We start from the raw sequence: 18,352 nt of genomic DNA, 5'->3' as shown, positions 1-18,352 counted from the left end.
GGGAGTGCCCTTCTCATGACGTCGGTGGTACGCGGGTCATTGGAGATGCGGGTGCGCCGGAGCCGGGTCGGCTCCGACGGTTCAGTGCCGCTTCACGCGCCGTCGGATTCGGTGGCCAGCGGAACCTCGCCGACGGTCTTGCTGAAGCCGAGGGCCTCCACGATCCGTCCGTCCGTCACACGCATGACGTTGACGCCGTGCACCCACTGGTCGGGGCCGTCCCCGAAGCGGTAGTTCCACACGATCGTCGCGCGGTCGCCCGCCACGATCACCTCCTGTGGGGTGAACTGTGTGGCGAGGTCGTCGATGAGGGCCGTCCACCACTCCGTACAGGCTTCGCGCCCGACGACCCGCTCCCCCCGGGGCGCGGGCTGGACGCTCTCCATGACGCAGTCCTCGGCGACCAGGTCGGTCAGGAGGGCTGCATCGCGATGGGTGAAAGCGCGGTTGAAACGGTCGATGACTTCGGCGGTGCTGCGCACGGACATGACGCCTCCTCGAACAGATAGACCAGTCGATCTATCGCCTACGAGATGTAGATAGACCGATTGATCTACCGCGTCAAGTGCTGGCACAATCACGCCATGACCGCTTCCGCCAAGCCTGGCCCCCGCGAACGCCTGCTGCTCGCCGCCCAGGAGCTGACCTACACGCACGGTGTCGGTGTCGGCGTGGACACCCTGCTCAAGGCGGCCGGCGTCGCACGCCGTTCCCTGTACGAACACTTCGGCGGCAAGGACGGCCTGATCGCCGCGGTACTGCGCCGCAGCACCGCCGAGGACGTGGCGGAGTACCGCGCCACCATGGACGCCGCGGGCGACGACCCGCGGACCCGGCTCCTCGCGGTCATCGACCGGCTCGGCCGCATCGCCGCGGGCCCGGACTTCCGCGGCTGCCGCTACCTCGCCGCCGACCTCGCACTCACCGACCGGGAGCATCCCGGCCACGAGGTCACTCGGGCCTACCGGCGCACCCTCCGCGGGCTGTTCACGGACGAGCTCGCCACTCTCGGACACGCGCGCCCCGACTACGCCGCCGACCAACTGCTCATCCTCGTCGACGGCCTGCTCGCCACCGGCACGGCCCGCCCCGAGGACCGGCCACCCGCCGCCGCGGCCCGCGAACTCGCCGAGCACATCATCGACGCCGGGCTCCCCCAGCCAGTGCAATGACACGAACCCCCCACGTCAGGCGCAGTGAGGACAGAAGGGAAGCGGCCGCGGAAGAGGTCATCGTCACCGAGCACCCCGGCCACCTGCTGCGCGCCGAAGCGCACGAGCTCGAAACCGGATCCCCCGAACGGGCGAGGTCCCCGGCGGCTGTGCGTGCTCGGCTCTGTCATGCCTCCATCAGCAGCACTGCGCAGGTGACGGCTGTCAGTGATGGGCCGTCAGGAGAGCGTGGGCGTGGCGGACGAGTGCCTGCCGTACCTGGTCCGGGGACAGCACGGTGAGCGGTGTGGCCAGGCCGAGGAGGTAGGCGGCGAGCTGTTCGGTGCTGTTGCCGCCGATGTGGACCACGGTGGCCTCGGGGCCGTCGGGGCTGTGGGTTCCGATGGTGGAGGGGACCTTTTGCAGGGCGTGGTCCAGGGGAAGCGGGAGGCGGATGGTCGTGTACACCGGGTACACGACGCTCGCGATCCCGCTGGAGACCAGTGCCGCGGCGTCGGGCGGATCGGTCAGGTCGGCTGGTTCGGTGGTGGCGCGCACGCTCACCACCCGGTCGGCGCGGAAGGTGCGCCATTGCTGTTTGGTGACGTCCCGGGCGACCAGGTACCAGCGCAGGCCGGTGTGGACCAGGCGGTACGGGTCGACGGCTCGCACGGAGGCTCGGCCGGCGTGGTCCCGGTAGGCGAGGGTGGTGCGCAGTGCGCTGTGGCAGGCTCGCGCCAGTTCCAGCAGCACCAGGGTGTCGATCTGCGGTTCGCCGGAGCGGGGGGTGTGTTCGAGGGCCCTGTCCAGTGTGCTCAGTCGGTCCGCGAGGCGTGCGGGCAGGCTCTGGCGGAGTTTGAGCAGCGCGGAGAGGGCGGCTTGCCCGGTGCCGAGCACTCCGCTGAGTGCGGCTTCGCGCAGGGCGACGGCGACGGCCAGGGCCTCCTCGTCATCCAGTACCAGCGGCGGCACCCGGACGCCGGGGCTGAGCCGGTAGCCGCCCCAGGGGCCGGGGATGGACTCGACTCCGTAGCCGAGGTCCCGCAGCCGGGCGATGTCCCGGCGGACCGTGCGGTCGGTGACCTCCATCCGTTCGGCCAGTTGACGGCAGGTCCATTCGGGGCGCGCGGACAGCAGCGACACCAGGCGCAGCAGACGGGAGGAGGTCCTGATCACAGTCAGCCAGTGTCCCGTATGACCAGGACACGTTCTGTCAGGGTCGTGGCCTACGGTCCGCTTCCATGAGTAGCCCGACGATCCGTCTGCTGTCCTTCGACTTCGACTGCCCCGACCCGGCCGAGCTGGCCCGCTTCTACGGTGATGCCCTGGACCTTCCCGTGCTGTACCGCAGTGAGGACTTCGTCCTGCTGGGACGGGCGGGAGCCCCTGGGCTCGGCTTCATCCGTCAGACGGGCTACCAGCCCCCGGCCTGGCCCGATCCTGCCCACAGCAAGCAGGCCCACCTCGAACTGGGCGTCGACGACCTGGACGCCGCGCAGGAGCGGATGCTCGCCCTGGGTGCCGTCCTGCCGTCCTTCCAGCCGCGGCCCGACGTGTGGCGGGTGCTCCTGGATCCGGCAGGTCATCCCTTCTGCCTGTCGACGCACACGAACTGAGCCCGTCCCCGCACTGCCTCCGGCCCCCCCCACGACGAGGCCGGGGCACGCACGAAGGGGCGGCCCGCTCCGCCCCGGGGTGCGGGAGCGACGGTTCCGCAGGGGACCCCGGGGCCGGGGCCGGTAGCGCGGCCTCGGCCCCGGCTTCACCCGGCCGCACCGCACCGCGCGGGCTCCCTCAACGGGCGCGCGGTGATCCGGGGAGTGCCTCCATGTCCTTCCTCAAGGCCGAGCTGGTCATGCTGTGGCTGATCCGGGGTTGCGGGATTCGTAGAAGGCGCCGTCGCGGAGCATGGCGAAGAGGACGCTGATGCGGTGGGGGGCCAGGCGGGAGGAGGGCTTGGGTGTGGGTCTTTCCGCGGGCCCGGCAGCGGTCGTAGCAGCCGCGGGAGGCGGTCGTGCAGGGCGGCGAACGCGGAGAGGAACATCACGCGTTTCAGGAGGACATCCGCTCCGTCTGGGCGTCGAAGCCGCGCTGGGCCCTTCGGTGCCGCCCCCGTCGCCACCGTGAGGGTGTACGTCGCGGTCCTGGTGCCGGAGGCACCCTTGGCGTGGACCGTGACGGTCGGCTGTCCCGTGTCCTTCCTACCACCATCACAGACCCCGCGAATGCGGTGGCTTTCACCACGCACGCTCGACCCGGCCGCCGCTTCCACAGCTCGCCACCACGTCATTTTCGGCCCCACGGGCGCCATGGCCAGGGCTGTGGCCTGGTGGACCCGCGCCTCGCGGCCGCGGCCACCGTCAGCGGGGAGCCAGGTCCTTGGTGACGACTCGGACCAGGTCGCTCTCGGTGATCTCGGCCTCCTCCGAGGTGAACACCAGGGTCGGGTGCTCAGGGTCGGCGGGCTTGTCCAGGGTAATGACCACGAACGGTTCGCGGAAGGAGCGATACTCGTTGGTCGCTCTCCAGTATTTCTGTGTGAACACCCGCGCCGGGCCGAGCGGGGTGGTCACCGTACGAGCGGTCTTCTTCACCGCGGGCGGGATATCCGCGGCGGTCCGGTAGCGGGGGTGCAGGCCGTTGTGCGGGTTCTCGTTCCTCTCCTTGTCGACCCCACAGGTAACGGGCACGGAGAACCAGGAGTAGTAGACGTTCCAGTCGTCGTCGACGGCACGCTGAGGCGGCACCTGGCATTCGGCCGGCGTGCCGGGGACAGTCACCGGAACATGGCCCTTCTTGATACCCACACCGTCAGGCAGTCGCAGCCGGAGGCGTGGCACCCCCTGGCCACCGATGTCGTGCGGAGTCCCTGGATCCGCCTCGCGGTCCCAGGCCGAACCGAACGAAACAGGTTCCCCGGACGCCCGGTCGTCGCCCTCCCCGGCACATCCGGCGAGGGCGGCCACCACGCCCATCGCCACTACGCCGGCCGGCCACACCCGGCCCGCCGTCCGTCGACACACCTGACCTTCTCCCCCGCTCGCATCCTTCTGCCTTGGTCCGTGCAGTCCACCGACCGCCGTTTCGGTGACGGTGTCGCCGGAGAAGGACGCGTGACGGCGAAGCCCGGTTCCGCCCGCCCGGCATCGTTCCCGCCTCGGCGGACCACCACCCGGCGCACCGGCGGCCGCAGCGACACCGATGTCTCCCCTCCCCCGGCGACCGGCAGCTCGCCGCTGCTGCGAGCGTCCACCCGATCGGCTCCACCCTCACGCGGCCGTCCCGCTCGGTGATCACCTGGCAAAGGGTGTGGCCGTGGATGCCGGGCAGGTCTCGGTCGAGCACGACGACGTCGTACGGGTTGACGTCCGGCTTGGCCACGGCGTCGAGCACGTCGTGGGCCAGGTCCACGGCCATGCTCTGGTCGCGCAGTTCCTCGGCGATGACCTCGGCGAGGGGCGGGCGTCCTCGACCACCAGGACTCTCAACGCGCCACGAGCGTCGGTGTGCCGGGGGCCTCCGCCGTCGCCCTGCGGTGTCCGTACGAGGGAGGGTGACGGTGGCCCGCAGGCGCCGTCGGGGGCGGGCGCGCAGGTCCAGGATGCCGTGGTGGGCCCGGGTGACGGCCGCGACGATGGAGAGGCCGAGGCCGCTGCCCCGGCCGGTGCCTGCCAGGTCGGCGCCGAGGCGGCGGAAGGGCTGCGCGAGATCCGCCACTTGCCGCTGATCGAGGACCGGTCCGCTGGACTCGACGACGAGGGACACTGCGCCCGCGTCGTCTCCTTCGGCCCGTACCGCGACACCGATCCAGCCCCCCTGGGTCCGTGTGCGTGATCGCGTTGTCGACCACGTTGTCGGCCACACGGCGCGGCAGCGTCCGGCTGCCCCGCACCTACGCGAAGTCGTCGATCCGCCCTTCGCGCACGGTCAGGCCCTTGGCCGCGACGTCCTCCGCCCGTCCGGCCAGGGCGGTCAGCGCGAGCCGGCCGAGGGCGAGGAGTGGGCCACTGTCGGTTGACGGCAGCGAGGCACTCGCCCTGCGGGACCTCGCGGCCAGCTGCCCGACCGTACGACTCACCGTTTCCCTGGCATGCTGGCCTGTGCCCGCGCGGCGGCTCGGGTCGAACCTCAGTACGCCGTTGGCTCAGCCGTGAGGCTCCTCCCGTGTCGCTTCGGCTTCGAAGTACGCCATATCCCGCCGGTACCGGCTGGCGTTGAGACTGGCGACCGCGATCACGTACAGGACGGCTCCCAGGATCGTCACCGGGATGGACACGCCGAGCACGGCGAGCGCCTCCCACCAGGGGCGGTGCTCCGCGCACAGCTCCGTGGGCCCGTCGCCGAAGAGCAGCGCGTCGCATTCGATGTCGGGACCGCTGCCGTGTTCGATGTCGTAGGGGAACATGACCAGGTAAGCGAACCACCCCCACAGCACGGCACCGGCGGCCAGTACCCGCAGGCCCCACTGCCTCTGTTGGTTGGCCTGCTCGCGGAACTGCTTGTCGAAGTCCGCCGCACTCATCATGTCGTCATCCCCCGTGTCGTGTGAGTGTCCCTGCCGGCGAGTGTCCTCGTCAGCCCGGTTGCCTTGGGTGCTGGTCTCGTCGTCCGGTCAGTTGTCGTTCGCGGCTCGTGGTGCGGTGGTGGGGCGCGGGTGCTGGTAGATGTCGGGGATGCCGTCGTGGTCGTCGTCCCGGTTCTCCTCCTCGTAGAGGCGGCGGTAGACCCGGTTGCGGCGTCTGAGCAGCATCGCGGCGAGCAGGGCGGCGATGACCGAGCCGATCAGGACGGCGGCCTTGACCGTGTCGGCGCCGGCGGGGTCGGGGAAGGCGAGTTCGCCGATGAGGAGCGCGACGGTGAATCCGATCCCGGCCAGTACCGCGAGGGCGAAGACGTCGGCCCAGGCGAGGTCGGGGTTGAGCCGGGCCCGGGTGAACCGGGCGGCGAGGTAGGTGCCGGCGAAGATTCCCACGGTCTTGCCGACCACGAGTCCGATCACCACGCCCAGCGGTTCGGGCCGGGTGAAGACCTCGCCCAGTGCGGTGGTGGAGACGCTCACTCCGGCGGCGAAGAGCGCGAAGAGCGGAACCGCCACGCCGGCCGAGAACGGGTGGAGCAGATGGGAGGTGCGCTCGGCCGGTGAGGTGGTCTCGCCTTCGTCCTCGTCGCGGGTGGTGCGCAGGATCAGTCCCATGGCGACGCCTGCGACCGTGGCGTGGACTCCGCCGTTGTACATCAGCGCCCAGATGGTGACGCCGAGCGGTGCGTACCACCACCAGCCGGTGACCCGGTACCGCTGGAGCAGGTGGAAGACGACCAGGCCGGCGAAGGCTCCGGCGAGCGCGGCGGGGTTCAGATCGCTGGTGAAGAAGACCGCGATGATGAGGATGGCGCCCAGGTCGTCGACGACGGCGAGGGTGAGCAGGAAGGCTCTGAGCGCGGCGGGCAGGTGGGTGCTCAGGATGGCCAGGACCGCCAGGGCGAAGGCGATGTCGGTGGCCATCGGCACGGCCCAGCCGTCCATGCTGCCTCCGGTAACGGTGGCCGTGGTGGCGTACAGGGCCGCCGGCACCACCATGCCGCAGATCGCGGCGATCACCGGCAGGGCCGCCGTCGCGGGGGTGCGCAGTTCACCGACGACCAGTTCCCGCTTCAGCTCGATGCCGGCGACGAGGAAGAAGACGGCGAGCAGTCCGTCCGCCGTCCAGTGCCCCACCGACAGGTCCAGGCCGAGTGCGGGTATGCCGAAGTGGAAGTCGCGGATGCGCTCGTACGCGCCGCTCCAGGGAGTGTTCGCCCAGATCAGCGCCGCTACTGCGGCTGTGAGCAGGACCAGCCCACCGACGGTTTCGGTTCTCAGTGCCTGAGTGACGGCGGTGCGCTCCGGCAGCGGCAACAGGCCGAGGAAGGGGGAGCGCTCGCGCGGGGCGGCAGCCATCGGGGAGTACCTCCGGGGCATCGGGTTCAGGGCACACGGGCCCTCGGACGCCGACCAGACTTCCCGGCACACCCCGCGTTCACGGTGGATTGCCGTCGGCTCGATGCCGTCCGCCATCCGCACGATCTTGACGCGTTCTTTACACCTTAACGTTTCTTCAGTGGCGCCACCAGAGGGCTTCTCACCTGGTGAAACAGAGAGGCGAGCGGGCCCGTACACGAAGGCGTCGGACGTGTACGGGCCCGCTTCAGGAGCCGGGCCGCCGGGGGGCGGTCAGACGGTGGTCTTCACCGGCTCCTGGTCTTCGTCGGCCTCTTCGGTGGCTCCGGCCTTGCGAGCACGGACGAACTCCAGGAAGGAGTTGAGCTCCCGCTTGACGACCGGGGCGAGCAGGTACAGGCCGATGATGTTGATGACGGCGAGCATGAACAGCACCGCGTCGGCCATGTCGATCAGGGTCTGCAGGGTCAACAGGGAGCCGGCGATGGCGAACACGGTGTAGACCACCTTGTAGGTGAGTTCGCTGGCCTTGCTGCGGCCGAACAGGTAGGTCCACGCCTTGAGGCCGTAGTAGCCCCAGGTGAGCACGGTCGAGATGGCGAACAGCATCACCGCGACGGTGAGGATGTACGGGAACCAGGGCAGCACCGTCTCGAAGGCGTCGGAGGTGATCGTGACACCGCCGATCGACTCACCGTTTCGGGCCTCGCCCCAGCTGTCGGGGCTGGCGATGACGATGGTGAGCGCGGTCATCGTGCAGATGATGACGGTGTCGATGAACGGCTCCAGCAGGGCGACCAGGCCCTCGCTGGCGGGGTGCTTGGTCTTCACCGCGGAGTGCGCGATCGGTGCGGAGCCGAGGCCGGCCTCGTTGGAGAACGCGGCGCGCTTGAACCCGATGATCAGCGCGCCGAGCACACCACCGGCGACACCCTCGGGGTTGAAGGCGCCCTCGACGATCGAGACCAGTGCGTCAGGCACGGCGGTGACGTTGACCAGGATGACGATCAGGCAGGCCACGATGTAGATGCCGGCCATGGCGGGGACGAGCTTGCTGGTGACGTTGGCGATGGAGCGGATGCCGCCGAGCAGCACGATGCCGACGAGCGCGGCGACCACGATGCCGAAGAACAGCGCGCCGGCGGAGGAGCCGATGGCGCCGTCCTCGCCGCCGGTGACGGAGACCAGCTGGGCGTAGCTCTGGTTGACCTGGAAGAGGTTGCCACCGAAGAGGCCGAAGAACAGGATCATGGCGGAGGCGAGGATCGCGAGAACCTTGCCGAGGGTCTTGCCGTTCTTGCCGAAGCGGTCGGCCAGGCCCTTGGGGAGGTAGTGCATCGGCCCGCCCGAGACGGTGCCGTCGGCGTGCACCTCTCGGTACTTCACGCCAAGGGTGACCTCGACGAATTTCGTCGCCATGCCGAGGAGGCCGCACAGGATCATCCAGAAAGTGGCGCCAGGGCCACCGATGGACACGGCCACGGCCACACCGGCGATGTTGCCCAGACCCACGGTGCCGGACACCGCGGCGGTCAGCGCCTGGAAGTGGTTGACCTCACCTGCCGACCCCTTCTCGTCGTATTTACCGCGCACCACGTCGATCGCGAGGCGGAACTTGCGCACCTGGACGAACCCGAACCAGGTGGTGAAGACGAGTCCGGCGACGACCAGCCAGGCGACGATGAGCGGGAGCTCCGTGCCGTTGACGGGGACGGAGTAGAAGACGACTTCTCCGAGCCATTCGGCTATGGGCTCGACGAAGCCGCTGACGGATTCGTCGACGGACTTGGTGACGGAGTCGAGTGACACGTGGCTACCTCGGTGGCGCAGGGACCGGTACACGGGAGTCGTGCCGGTCGATGTGCGGGCTTTGAGCGAACGCCGTTGTCCGATCGGCAAATGCCAGAGGTGGCGGTCCGCGGACTCGGACCGTGATCACCTTGGCCGTACTGGCGGTGTGTGTACCGAATGCTCCGCCGGGCGGCGAGGGGTGGTGCCACCTGCGGAGTTGCGCAGTTCTACCACGCCCATTACCAAATCTTTAGTGACGCAGATCACATAACTTGCCGTGATCGCGGAAATCGCCTGCGAGCGAGATCAGACCGTTATTCGATTAGAGATATCCGTTCATCGGACACCTAGATGGCGAAGCGCTTCTGCTCTGGCCATCGGGTGTCGGCAGCTCCCCCGCAGCCGCAGTGCCTCGCATATGGCCGCTTCCGCCTTCACCGACACCACGCCGGACCGCAGTGCGCGATCCCGGTCGAGTGCGAAGTGGCTGGCTTCCGGCACCGAAGCGCTGCGCGGTTCACGCGGGCGCGTGTCTGGCCAGGCCGATGGTCTGACCCGGTCCAGGTGGCAGGCTCCGGTATCCGCACACCCGGCATCACGAAGCCGCGTCCACAGGTACCTCAAGGCCGCGGACGGTGACCAGATGGGCTGTCCCGTCGGCCAGCCGGTACGACAGTCCGACCACGGCGGCCTGCCCCGCTTCGACCGCCTGCGCCAGGATCCGGGAACGGTCCAGCAGCAGGTCGACAGTGTGCCTGATGTGCTCGGCGATGAAATCGGCGTCCTCGGTGTGCCCGGCGGCGCGGGCGGCCAGCACGCTGGGGGTCACCCGCTCGATCACATCCCGCACGTAGCCGCCCGCCGCCGCACCTGCCTCGACGGCGGCACGTGTCGCCGCGACCGCGCCGCACGCATCGTGCCCGAGCACCACGACCAGCGGGGCACCCAGCGCACTCACCCCGTACTCGATGCTGCCCAGTACCTCCGGCCCCTGGACGTGCCCGGCGGTGCGGACCACGAACAGATCGCCCAGCCCGCGGTCGAAGATGATCTCGGCCGCCAGACGGGAAGGTGTCTTGTCGCCGTTGACGTGGTCGGTCCCGGACCCGGTCCGGGACCTCGATTCTGCGGGGCCTCACCCGACTGACTCCGAGTGATCAGAAGGGCCAGAGCCCTGGAGTACCAGCTCGACTTCTGACGTCCGACACCCACAGGTCGTCCACGGCCACGTATGTCTCCCTGGCGGTCAGACCGCCACAACTTCCTCGGCGACGAACTGTGACACGAACTCCCCTGCACGCCGGTCGAGTTCGGCGTACTGTGCCTCTCGCTCAGCGCCCGAGACCGCTTCACCGACCAGGAGGTTTCCTTCGGCGTCGACGCGCTGCGGGCGCTCCTCCGCGTCGGTGAGCAGGCCGACGGTGGAATGGGAGAAGCCGCAGTAGTAGGCGATGCCTTCGCTCAGATTGGTTTCGAGGACGGTTTGCATCCCTTCCACGATGGGATCGTCGGCAGTGGCGCCGGCGAGGCCCAGCCACAGCATGCGCTTGCCGGCGAGGCGGGGCTTGCTGCGGCCGTAGGCAAACCCGTAGTTCCATACGCGGTCGATCCAGCCCTTGAGGATGGCGGGCACGCTCTGCCAGTACACCGGGAAGACCGCGACGACGACATCGGCGTCGAGGATGCGCTGCATATGGGCGTGCGCTTCGTCCGAATACGCCTTCTCCCTGTTGCCCCAGTCCGGCTGGTCCGACATGTTCATCCGGGGGTCGAACCCCTCGGCGTGCAGGTCGAGCAGGTCAATGCGGTATCCGGCGGCTTCGAGTCGGGCGGCGGCACGGCGGGCCGTGTGCGCGGTGAGGGAGTCTGTGCGGTGGTGTGCGACGACGACGAGGGCTGTCTTGGCATGGCTGTCGTGCTGTGTCACGGTGTCTCCCGGCTGATCTCGGTCGATTCGATGAATCCAGTACAGCCGCGGTGACGTAGATGATCCATGGGAGAAACGCTCTGGAACATAGGAGATCGTCTACGATGCGTCCCGTGGATCCCTTGAGTTCGCTACTGAGCGGCATCCGGGCCGAGGGCTCGGTCGTCAGCCACGCCGTACTGACGGCGCCCTGGACCATCCGCTTCGCCGACGACGGACCGCTCACGATGATCAGCGTGCTGCGCGGCGGGGGCACCCTGCTGCTGCCCGACGGCACCGAGCGAGCGGTCGGCGTGGGCGACACGGCCATCGTGCGCGGCCCCGCACCGTTCCATCTCGCCGACCATCCCACCACTGTCCACGGCCCCCATGCCGCGTACGAGATCGCCTGCTTCACCACGGACACCGAGTGCACCGCCCAGGAACTCGGCGGTATTTACTGGGGCACCGACTCGGAGCAGGCGACCGCGCTGATCGTGGGCGCCTACCGCGCCTCGGGCCACCGCCACGAGCGGCTCCTGCGTGCCCTGCCGCCCGTCCTGGTGATGAAGGAGGACGTCGAGGTCTGTGCCTGGCTGGAGACGGCCGCCGCCGACGCCGCCCATCTCTCCTCCGGTTCGCAGGCGCTGATGGACCGGCTCCTCGACTGGGCCCTGGTGTGCACGTTGCGCAGCTGGTTCAACCAGGCCGGTGCCGACGCGCCCAGCTGGTACCGGGGCCTCGCCGACCCAGTCCTCGCCCCCGCACTGCAGGCCTTCCACGACCGGCCCGCCGAGGCTTGGACGGTGGCGTCGCTGGCCACTCGAGCCGGCGTCTCCCGGGCGCTGTTCGCCAAGCGCTTCACCAAGCTGATGGGCCGCCCGCCCCTCGCCTACCTCACGGAATGCCGCATGGACGAGGCTGAGGCGCTTCTGACCGACACCGACCTCAGCATCGCCCAGATCGGAAGGTCCGTCGGCTATGCCGACGCTTTCGGCTTCAGTGCCGCGTTCAAACGCCACAAGGGCCTGAGCCCCAGCGCCTTCCGCACCGCGGCGGCCTGAGTTCCGTTCCGGCGACCAGGTGCTCTTGTCAGGGGTGTCGCTGTGCGTACGGCGCGCCAGGCCGCCCCCGCCAATGGCTGGAGGCACTGGACCGGCTCACCGGTGCCGTCCTGGACTCCACAGCCCCGTTCCCGTGGCCAAGCGGCCCTCAGCACACCGTCGCGCACATGGTCGCCTGGGTGAACGCCGAACTGATGAAGAACGCTGCGGAAATCGGCCAACTCCGCCTCCAGCGCGCTGCCAACCGCCCGCCGGTAGGAACGGGCTGATGGCTGAAGCGTGTCTGACAAGTGCTCATCGGGCTGGTTCGCGGAGCCAGAGGGTGGGGGCGGCCAGGACGGTTCCGGCGCGGTGGCGGTCGGCGAGTTCGTAGAAGTGGGTGGTGATCGCCCGGAACTGCTTGAGGTGAGCGAAGCGCCGTTCGACCACCTTGCGGTCGCGGTAGGTGACCACGGGACGCGGCCTGCGTCGGGGCTGCGGCTTCGCGAAGCCGCCAGACGACCCGGGCCACCCCGCCAAGCGCCACTGAGCACCACCGAACGCGCGCCACCAACGAGCACCGCCTGCCTCCGCACCCGGCACCTGCCGGGGCTTCGTCGTGTTCTCCGGCGGAACCATCGTGCCCGTCTTCGAGACGCCCCGCTCCATCGCCGACCTCCAGCCCGCCCCCTGCCCGGCGAAGACGTTTCCGTCGTCGTGAGAGCCTTCGTCCCCGACCTGGGCACCCGACGCACGCGCGGCCTGGCACTACGGCGAGGAGAGGGTGCGGGGTGCCCGCCACGTGGTGCACGGCGGGCCTGCGCCCACCGGCTTCCCGCCGCCCGCCTGCTTCCTTGCCGTCCGGGCTCGCTGCATCGCTACGCGCTGCGCCTGGCCGACCGCTTCTTCGGCGGTTGCCCGCGCACCGGCTACGGAGCCCCGGCGGGCCGCCGGTCGTGTCCGGGGCGCCCGCAGGCGCGGGCGGGGCGTTGTGGCCTGGGGGGCATCGGCCCCCGGGAGTGATGCCGCCGTCGATCCTCCCGTGCCCCCGTCACATCGTCCGCGGTGGGCCAGGCGAGCCGCCCGGGGCGTACGTCAACCGCCGTCTCGCCAGGTGCGGTTGAGCCTGGAGAATCCCGGCCGAACGGCGGACCGCGGCGTCGTCACGGTGCCATACTGCGGGCCCATGTGGCGGATCGTTCGGCGGCACTGGGCGCTCGCGGCCTGCGTCCTGGTGGGCGTCGCCGCGGTGGCCGCCGTCGCCGCCGTGCTGCGCGCAAGCGACCCGGAGTCGGCCGCCACACTGCTGGGGACGGTGGCCGGTGTGGCAGGGTTGCTCGGCCCCCTGGAGATATGGCTCATCAGGACCTGGCGCCGGGATGTGCCGGCTGAGGACGGCGAACCGCTGCACCGTGCGGCTGACGCCCTGTGCGTCCAGATCGGCCGGGACTGGACGCAGGTGGCGCGGGAGCGGCGGCTGGTCAGCCCGGCGCCGGTCCGCGTGGCCTGGCGGTGGCCGTCGGATGCGATCACCGGTCCGGTGGCCGAGGCGGTGGGGCGCCCTGGCGATCCGCCCCGGTTCCGGCCGCTGCCCGGGCTGCGGGCCGTCACGCCGGAGCAGTTGCGGGGCGGCCACCTGCCGGACCTGTTGCCGCTCTACGGTGGTCTGGACTCCGGGCGGCTGGTCCTCGTCGGCGGGGCGGGCGCGGGGAAGACCGCCGCCGCGATCCGGCTGCTCCTGGACCTGGTGGACCACCGCGGACGGCTGGAGGAGGACGACAGGGCCGTGGTGCCGGTGCCGGTGCTGCTGACCCTGCAGGGCTGGGAGGTGGAGACCCAGCCCTTCACGCACTGGCTGGTGCGACAGGTGGAGACGCTCTACCCGCTGCTCGCCGCCCGGGAGTACCCCGCCGGCACCGCGCGCAGGCTCGTCGCTGAGGGCCGGGTGGCCGTCATCCTCGACGGTCTTGACGAACTGCCTGACCCGTTGCAGTCGTTGGCGCTCCAGGCGCTGGACGAGCAGGTCGGCCTCCGGGTGGTACTGCTGAGCCGCCGCGTGGAGATGGTCCGGGCCGCGATGGTGACCCACCTGGCGGGCGCTGCGGCACTGGAACTGCTCCCGGTGGACGCCCCGAGCGCCGCGGACTACCTGGAACGCTGTCGGCCCCATCCCTTGCCGGCACCCTGGCAGGCCGTCGCCGAGGCGGTGCGGAGCGACCCCGCCGGCCCGGTGGCGCAGGCACTGGACACCCCGCTGATGCTGACCCTGGTGCGCGACACCTACCGGGCGGGCGACCCGGTGGGTGAGTTGCTCTCCCCTGCCCGGTTCCCCACCCGGGAGACGGTGGAGGACCACCTGCTGGAACGGGTGCTGCCGTCCGCCTACCGCAGACGCACCGGGCAACCGGTCCCCCGGTACCAGCTGGACGAGGCCCGCGGGTGGCTCGGTCGGCTCGCCTCCCTGATGGAGCGCCGGCGCACCCCGGACCTGGCGTGGTGGCAGCTCGTGGAGTGGACCCCCCGCTCCCCGCGCACCGTTGCGACCTGGCTCGTCCGCCTCACTCTCTATCAGGCGGTCGGCGCTCTGGGCGCGGTTCTGGCAGGCGACCCGGCCGTCGGTGGGATGATCGGCGGTCTGGTCCTCGGCACCGTCTTCAGCTTGGTCTACACCCGGGTCTTCACCATCGGTGGCATGCCCCGGCGGCTGGGGCCACTGCGGTGGGACCGGCTCCTGGCACCCGACGCCCTCAAGGGCGGCGCGCTGGTCGGCCTCGGGGGCGGCATGGCCCTTGTCCTCGCGGTGGGCCTGGCCGGCGGGTTGCGTGGCGGCGTGCTCGTCGGTCTGGGCGGGGCGGTGGCCTCGGGGGTCATGGGCGGGCTGGCCGCCGGCCTGGCCGGGGTGGTCGCCGTGGCGGTCAGCCGGCCGGCCGCGGCCCCCGACAGTCCGATGGGCCCGCTCGCGTGTTGGCGCCGCGACCGCGGATACGGGCTGCTGCTCGGCCTGGTGATCGGTGTCGGAGCGGGGCTGGCGGGCGGCGCCGCCGTGCGGTGGCTGGCCCCCTGGCTCCCGCCCCGGCTCGCCGCGGGCCACACCGGAGACCTGCCCAGCGCGCTCACCAGTGGTGTGCTGGGCGGCCTGACCATCGGATTCACTCACTCCGCCACCTGGTCTGCCGCCCTGGCCTGCTGGCAACTGCGGCGCCGGTACGGCACACCGCTGCGCCTCCTGCGATTCCTCGACGACGCCCACCGCAGAGGCGTCCTGCGCACCGTAGGGCCGGTCTACCAGTTCCGGCACGCGCGGCTGCGAGAACGGCTCGCCTCGAGTCACGACGACTGATGGCCTCCCGCACTCCGAGGTCGCCGTCATGATGCAAGTCCTGGGCGATGCTGGGAATCTCGCCGGCATCGGAGACCCTGGGTGGGCAAGGAACGGCCGGAGAGGGGGTGGACGGTTTCGATCCGCCGGTCGGTGTGAGCGGCCGCTCCGGCGGTGGACGGCGATGACGTGGGCGGCGAGCCGGCGGCGGCAACCGGTTCCAGCGGTGTGGTCCGGCCGACGGCATCGCTGTCGGCCGTCTTCGTCGTAGCGGCCGAGGACACCTTGGACCATCCATGGGCATTCCCCGGCAGGTAGAACTGACCGAACCTCTGATCACCAGGCCCTCCACACCGGAAACACCCGTCCAGGACCTCGGCCACTCATGGGCGGCAGCCCGACCTGACCCCACCCAGCCCACCAGGAAAGGCCTCACCCCGCGTAAAATAAGTTGCTACTATTTTTTCATGCTCACATCCTCTACTCATGCCGCGGGCCCGCCCCCCGAGGGTGCCGTGGCCCCCAGTCGGCGTTCACTGGCTCCCGATCTCGCACGCGGTGTGATGCTGCTCGTGATCGCTGTCGTCCACGCGCACATGTATGTTCAGGCAGACGGCTACCTACCGCTCGGCTATCCCACGGAGGGCGGATTACCGGACCGGGCCGTCGCGGGCGTGGTCACCGTCATGGGCGACACACGGGGATACCCCATGTTCGCCGCCCTGTTCGGGTACGGAGTAGCGCAGATCCACAGGCGGCAACAGGCTGCGGGGCGGGAGTGGCACGACGTCCGCCGTCTGCTGCGACGGCGCGGCCGCTGGCTGGTGGTCTTCGGCGGATGCCATGCAGTGCTGCTGTACTCCGGCGACATACTGGCCGCCTACGGGCTCATCGCGCTGTTGTTCGTCGGGATGCTCAGGTTCAGGGACAGGTCGCTGCTCGTGGCCGCCGGGGCGCTGTGCCTCATCAGCACGGCCTTGTTCTCCCTGATCGCGGCGGGCGCTGAAACGGACGGCGGAGCCAGCACGGTGGTCAGCACGACTGAGAATCCCCTGCGGGACGCACTCAACCGGGCGACCGGCTGGCCGGGTTCGACGCTGATGCTGGTCTTCGTCTCGGTTGGACCGTTCATGCTCGGCGTCTGGGCCGCCCGTCGACGTGTCCTGGAAGAACCCGGCCGCCACCCGCGGCTCCTGCGCAACACGGCCGCGCTCGGAATCGGCAGCGCCCTCGCCGGCGGACTCCCACTCGCACTGATCACCTCGCTGGTGTGGACCGATCCGTCACAGGCCGCGCTCAGGCTGGCAGGCGTACTGCACATGGCCAGCGGAGTCGGCGGCGGTTTGGGGTACGCGGCCCTGATCGGGCTGCTGGCGGTACGTGTCAGCGAGCAGCGCGGGCCGCTCGTGACCGCGCTCAGCGCCTGCGGTCAGCGTTCGATGACCTGCTATCTGATGCAGTCAGTCGCCTGGCTCGGTCTCTTCGCGCCCTACACGCTGAATCTCGGTCGGCACCTCGGCGTCGCCGGAACCGTGCTGGTGGGTGTCATCGTATGGGCGTGCTCCGTGCTGACAGCCGACGTTCTGCGACGCAAGAACCGGCGTGGTCCCGCCGAGACAGCGCTCCGCAGGCTCACCTACGGCCCGTCCCGCGGCCATTCCGCTCTCCGGAAGGCTCCCTGACGTCAGCGTGAGGCCACCTCGCCATCGAACAGCCGGTCGACGTACCGGACGAGTGCGGCTCGTAGTTCGTCCGCGTCGTACCCCTCACCGGTCGCGACGTGGTGAAGGCTCAGCCCGTCCACAAAGGCGATCAGTGCCGCCGCCTCCCTGGCGACATCAATGTCGTCAGCGAGTTCGGCTGCACGCTGCGCGCCGCTGAGCGCCTCCACAAGACCGTCGTTCAGATCGCGAGTGGCGGCCTTGTGGGTGGCGGCCATCTCCGGGTCGGTCAGCGAGGCATGGAGGAAGCTCAGCCAGACCTTGAGCTCTTTCTCCCGCTCGTCATCCAACGGAAGGAACGTCTCCATGATGCGTACGACGATCCCGCGCACCGGCGGGGTGATCTCCACTTGCCGCACCCGCTCGCGGGCCCGGCCGTATATCCATTCCACGCCGAACCTGAGCAGGTCGCCCTTGGTACGGAAGTACCGCTGCACCAGCCCCACGGAAACCCCGGCCGTCGCGGCGACGTCAGCCAAGGCGGTGCGGGCGAGCCCACGCTCAGCCACGGTGCTCAGCAGCGCATCGGCGATCTGCGCGCGACGGGTGTCGGCATCGGCATGTCGTGTCATGAAAGCAGTCTCGCTTATTCTCTACCGCGCGCTGTCACCTCGTCCGGGGCCGAGGCCGATGAGCTCCGTGCCGACGGCCACCACATCACTGCCCCACACACCTACGCGTAGGGCAGCCCGCCGAAACAGCGGCCGTCGAGCATCCGCCACGCCGTGTCGCCGCACGGACCGCGGCGGGGCCGTCCGGCACCTCCGATGGCGATCGACTTGGACGCCGGTGCGCCCCCGGCCTGGCCCGCGGTGACGGCGAAGGCTAGGGGGCACGGCCGGCCAGGTGGAGCTTGGTGCACAGCCCGCCGCGGGAGCGTCCGGACGGATGATCGGTCGGCTCGCCGGAGCGAGTCGCCCTGTTCGCGCGCTCCAGCGGCGTGCTGGTGGCCCGCGCGACGGTGGAGTCGACCGAAACGTCCAGTCGATGCCGTCATCGGCGTCCGCCGCAGCGAGAACGGCGGCTACGTAGGCCGGTTGCTGGAAGGCGCTACCCGCTGGACGTGCCGTGGTCGGTGGTCGAGCACCTGGCCGTGTAGCTGAGTCGCCGCGGCCGGAGGCCGACGCCCACTGAGTCGGCGGCTGCCCGGTGCCGTCCGAGCCGCTCCCGCGCCGGCCAGGGCGGCCCGTGGGCCGCCCTGCTCACCGTCCGGGCGCGCTGCGAGCCGCCCGGAGGGCTCGGCGCCCCCGCCGTCGGCCTCCAGCGAGCCGGAGCGACCAGCGACGACGAGCAGAACCCGGGCAGCATCGCGTCATCGCCGGTCGAGGGGTCTGGGCCGGTGATCGTCAACCGGGCAGGCCGTGCCGCGGGCCCGGGCGTCTCGGGTGACCGGCAGGGACGTTGTTCGTGTTCCCGCCAGATGCGCGTGCGGTCCGCCGCGGAAGGTCGTGTTCGCCCCTCACTGCTCCGCACGTCGTGCGGA

Annotated in this window: 16 protein-coding genes and 3 pseudogenes; 6 read left to right on the top strand and 13 right to left on the bottom strand. The window is 70.4% G+C overall.

From position 1 onward, the window contains the following. Positions 1–92 precede the first annotated feature (92 nt). Positions 93–488, bottom strand: coding sequence for a nuclear transport factor 2 family protein (locus tag ACH4B3_RS30440; protein ID WP_398468297.1), 396 nt, complete (start codon positions 486–488; stop codon positions 93–95). 96 nt (positions 489–584) lie between these two features. Here ACH4B3_RS30440 and ACH4B3_RS30435 point away from each other — a divergent pair, with 96 nt between their 5' ends. Continuing rightward, complete coding sequence (locus ACH4B3_RS30435) at positions 585–1,172, top strand: TetR/AcrR family transcriptional regulator (protein WP_398468296.1); 588 nt, start codon at positions 585–587, stop codon at positions 1,170–1,172. Positions 1,173–1,376: 204 nt separating this feature from the next. Here the strand turns inward: ACH4B3_RS30435 and ACH4B3_RS30430 are convergent, their stop codons facing one another. Next, entirely contained in the window at positions 1,377–2,327 is a 951-nt protein-coding gene (locus ACH4B3_RS30430) for a helix-turn-helix transcriptional regulator (protein ID WP_398468294.1), read from the bottom strand. A 65-nt stretch (positions 2,328–2,392) separates the two neighbouring features. On the opposite strand from ACH4B3_RS30430, the gene ACH4B3_RS30425 reads away from it, so the two are divergent. Next, positions 2,393–2,767: a VOC family protein gene (locus ACH4B3_RS30425; RefSeq protein ID WP_398468292.1), complete on the top strand. Its 375-nt coding sequence runs from the start codon at positions 2,393–2,395 to the stop codon at positions 2,765–2,767. Between the two features lie 237 nt (positions 2,768–3,004). Here ACH4B3_RS30425 and ACH4B3_RS30420 read toward each other — a convergent pair. The 9 genes and pseudogenes from ACH4B3_RS30420 to ACH4B3_RS30380 all read right to left on the bottom strand — a co-directional run. After that, positions 3,005–3,213, bottom strand: a pseudogene (locus ACH4B3_RS30420) (IS110 family transposase); the annotation flags it as partial. 298 nt (positions 3,214–3,511) lie between these two features. Next, positions 3,512–3,931 carry a hypothetical protein gene (locus ACH4B3_RS30415; protein ID WP_398468290.1) on the bottom strand — a complete coding sequence of 140 codons (420 nt, stop codon included), beginning with the start codon at positions 3,929–3,931 and terminating at the stop codon, positions 3,512–3,514. Positions 3,932–3,962: 31 nt separating this feature from the next. Next, positions 3,963–4,916, bottom strand: coding sequence for a response regulator (locus ACH4B3_RS30410; RefSeq protein WP_398468288.1), 954 nt, complete (start codon positions 4,914–4,916; stop codon positions 3,963–3,965). A 127-nt stretch (positions 4,917–5,043) separates the two neighbouring features. Next, a complete protein-coding gene (locus ACH4B3_RS30405; protein ID WP_398468286.1) occupies positions 5,044–5,229 on the bottom strand; it encodes a hypothetical protein in 186 nt (61 codons plus the stop codon). A gap of 66 nt (positions 5,230–5,295) precedes the next feature. Further along, a complete protein-coding gene (locus ACH4B3_RS30400; RefSeq protein WP_398468284.1) occupies positions 5,296–5,676 on the bottom strand; it encodes a hypothetical protein in 381 nt (126 codons plus the stop codon). Positions 5,677–5,763: 87 nt separating this feature from the next. After that, entirely contained in the window at positions 5,764–7,089 is a 1,326-nt protein-coding gene (gene nhaA, locus ACH4B3_RS30395; protein WP_398468282.1) for a Na+/H+ antiporter NhaA, read from the bottom strand. 273 nt (positions 7,090–7,362) lie between these two features. Then, on the bottom strand, positions 7,363–8,898 hold the full coding sequence (locus ACH4B3_RS30390) for an alanine/glycine:cation symporter family protein (RefSeq protein WP_398468280.1): 1,536 nt from the start codon (positions 8,896–8,898) through the stop codon (positions 7,363–7,365). Positions 8,899–9,475: 577 nt separating this feature from the next. Next, positions 9,476–9,949: pseudogene (locus ACH4B3_RS30385) on the bottom strand (carbonic anhydrase); the annotation flags it as partial. A 177-nt stretch (positions 9,950–10,126) separates the two neighbouring features. Next, complete coding sequence (locus ACH4B3_RS30380; RefSeq protein ID WP_398468278.1) at positions 10,127–10,807, bottom strand: NAD(P)H oxidoreductase; 681 nt, start codon at positions 10,805–10,807, stop codon at positions 10,127–10,129. 104 nt (positions 10,808–10,911) lie between these two features. On the opposite strand from ACH4B3_RS30380, the gene ACH4B3_RS30375 reads away from it, so the two are divergent. Both ACH4B3_RS30375 and ACH4B3_RS30370 read left to right on the top strand, forming a co-directional pair. After that, positions 10,912–11,850 carry an AraC family transcriptional regulator gene (locus ACH4B3_RS30375; RefSeq protein WP_398468276.1) on the top strand — a complete coding sequence of 313 codons (939 nt, stop codon included), beginning with the start codon at positions 10,912–10,914 and terminating at the stop codon, positions 11,848–11,850. Positions 11,851–11,918: 68 nt separating this feature from the next. After that, positions 11,919–12,119: pseudogene (locus tag ACH4B3_RS30370) on the top strand (DinB family protein); the annotation flags it as partial. Between the two features lie 25 nt (positions 12,120–12,144). On the opposite strand, the gene ACH4B3_RS30365 reads toward ACH4B3_RS30370, so the two are convergent. Continuing rightward, positions 12,145–12,303: a hypothetical protein gene (locus ACH4B3_RS30365; RefSeq protein WP_398468274.1), complete on the bottom strand. Its 159-nt coding sequence runs from the start codon at positions 12,301–12,303 to the stop codon at positions 12,145–12,147. A 712-nt stretch (positions 12,304–13,015) separates the two neighbouring features. Here ACH4B3_RS30365 and ACH4B3_RS30360 point away from each other — a divergent pair. Further along, a complete protein-coding gene (locus ACH4B3_RS30360) occupies positions 13,016–15,169 on the top strand; it encodes a hypothetical protein (protein ID WP_398468272.1) in 2,154 nt (717 codons plus the stop codon). A gap of 542 nt (positions 15,170–15,711) precedes the next feature. After that, positions 15,712–16,830, top strand: coding sequence for a DUF418 domain-containing protein (locus ACH4B3_RS30355; RefSeq protein ID WP_398468270.1), 1,119 nt, complete (start codon positions 15,712–15,714; stop codon positions 16,828–16,830). A 2-nt stretch (positions 16,831–16,832) separates the two neighbouring features. On the opposite strand, the gene ACH4B3_RS30350 is transcribed toward ACH4B3_RS30355, so the two are convergent. Then, positions 16,833–17,441: a TetR/AcrR family transcriptional regulator gene (locus tag ACH4B3_RS30350; RefSeq protein ID WP_398468268.1), complete on the bottom strand. Its 609-nt coding sequence runs from the start codon at positions 17,439–17,441 to the stop codon at positions 16,833–16,835. Positions 17,442–18,352 lie beyond the last annotated feature (911 nt).

The sequence above is a fragment of the Streptomyces sp. NPDC018031 genome, from assembly GCF_044327625.1.
Classification (GTDB): Bacteria; Actinomycetota; Actinomycetes; order Streptomycetales; family Streptomycetaceae; genus Streptomyces.
The sequence above is the reverse complement of the archived record's forward strand: the minus strand, read 5'-3'. Positions and strand labels throughout refer to the sequence as shown.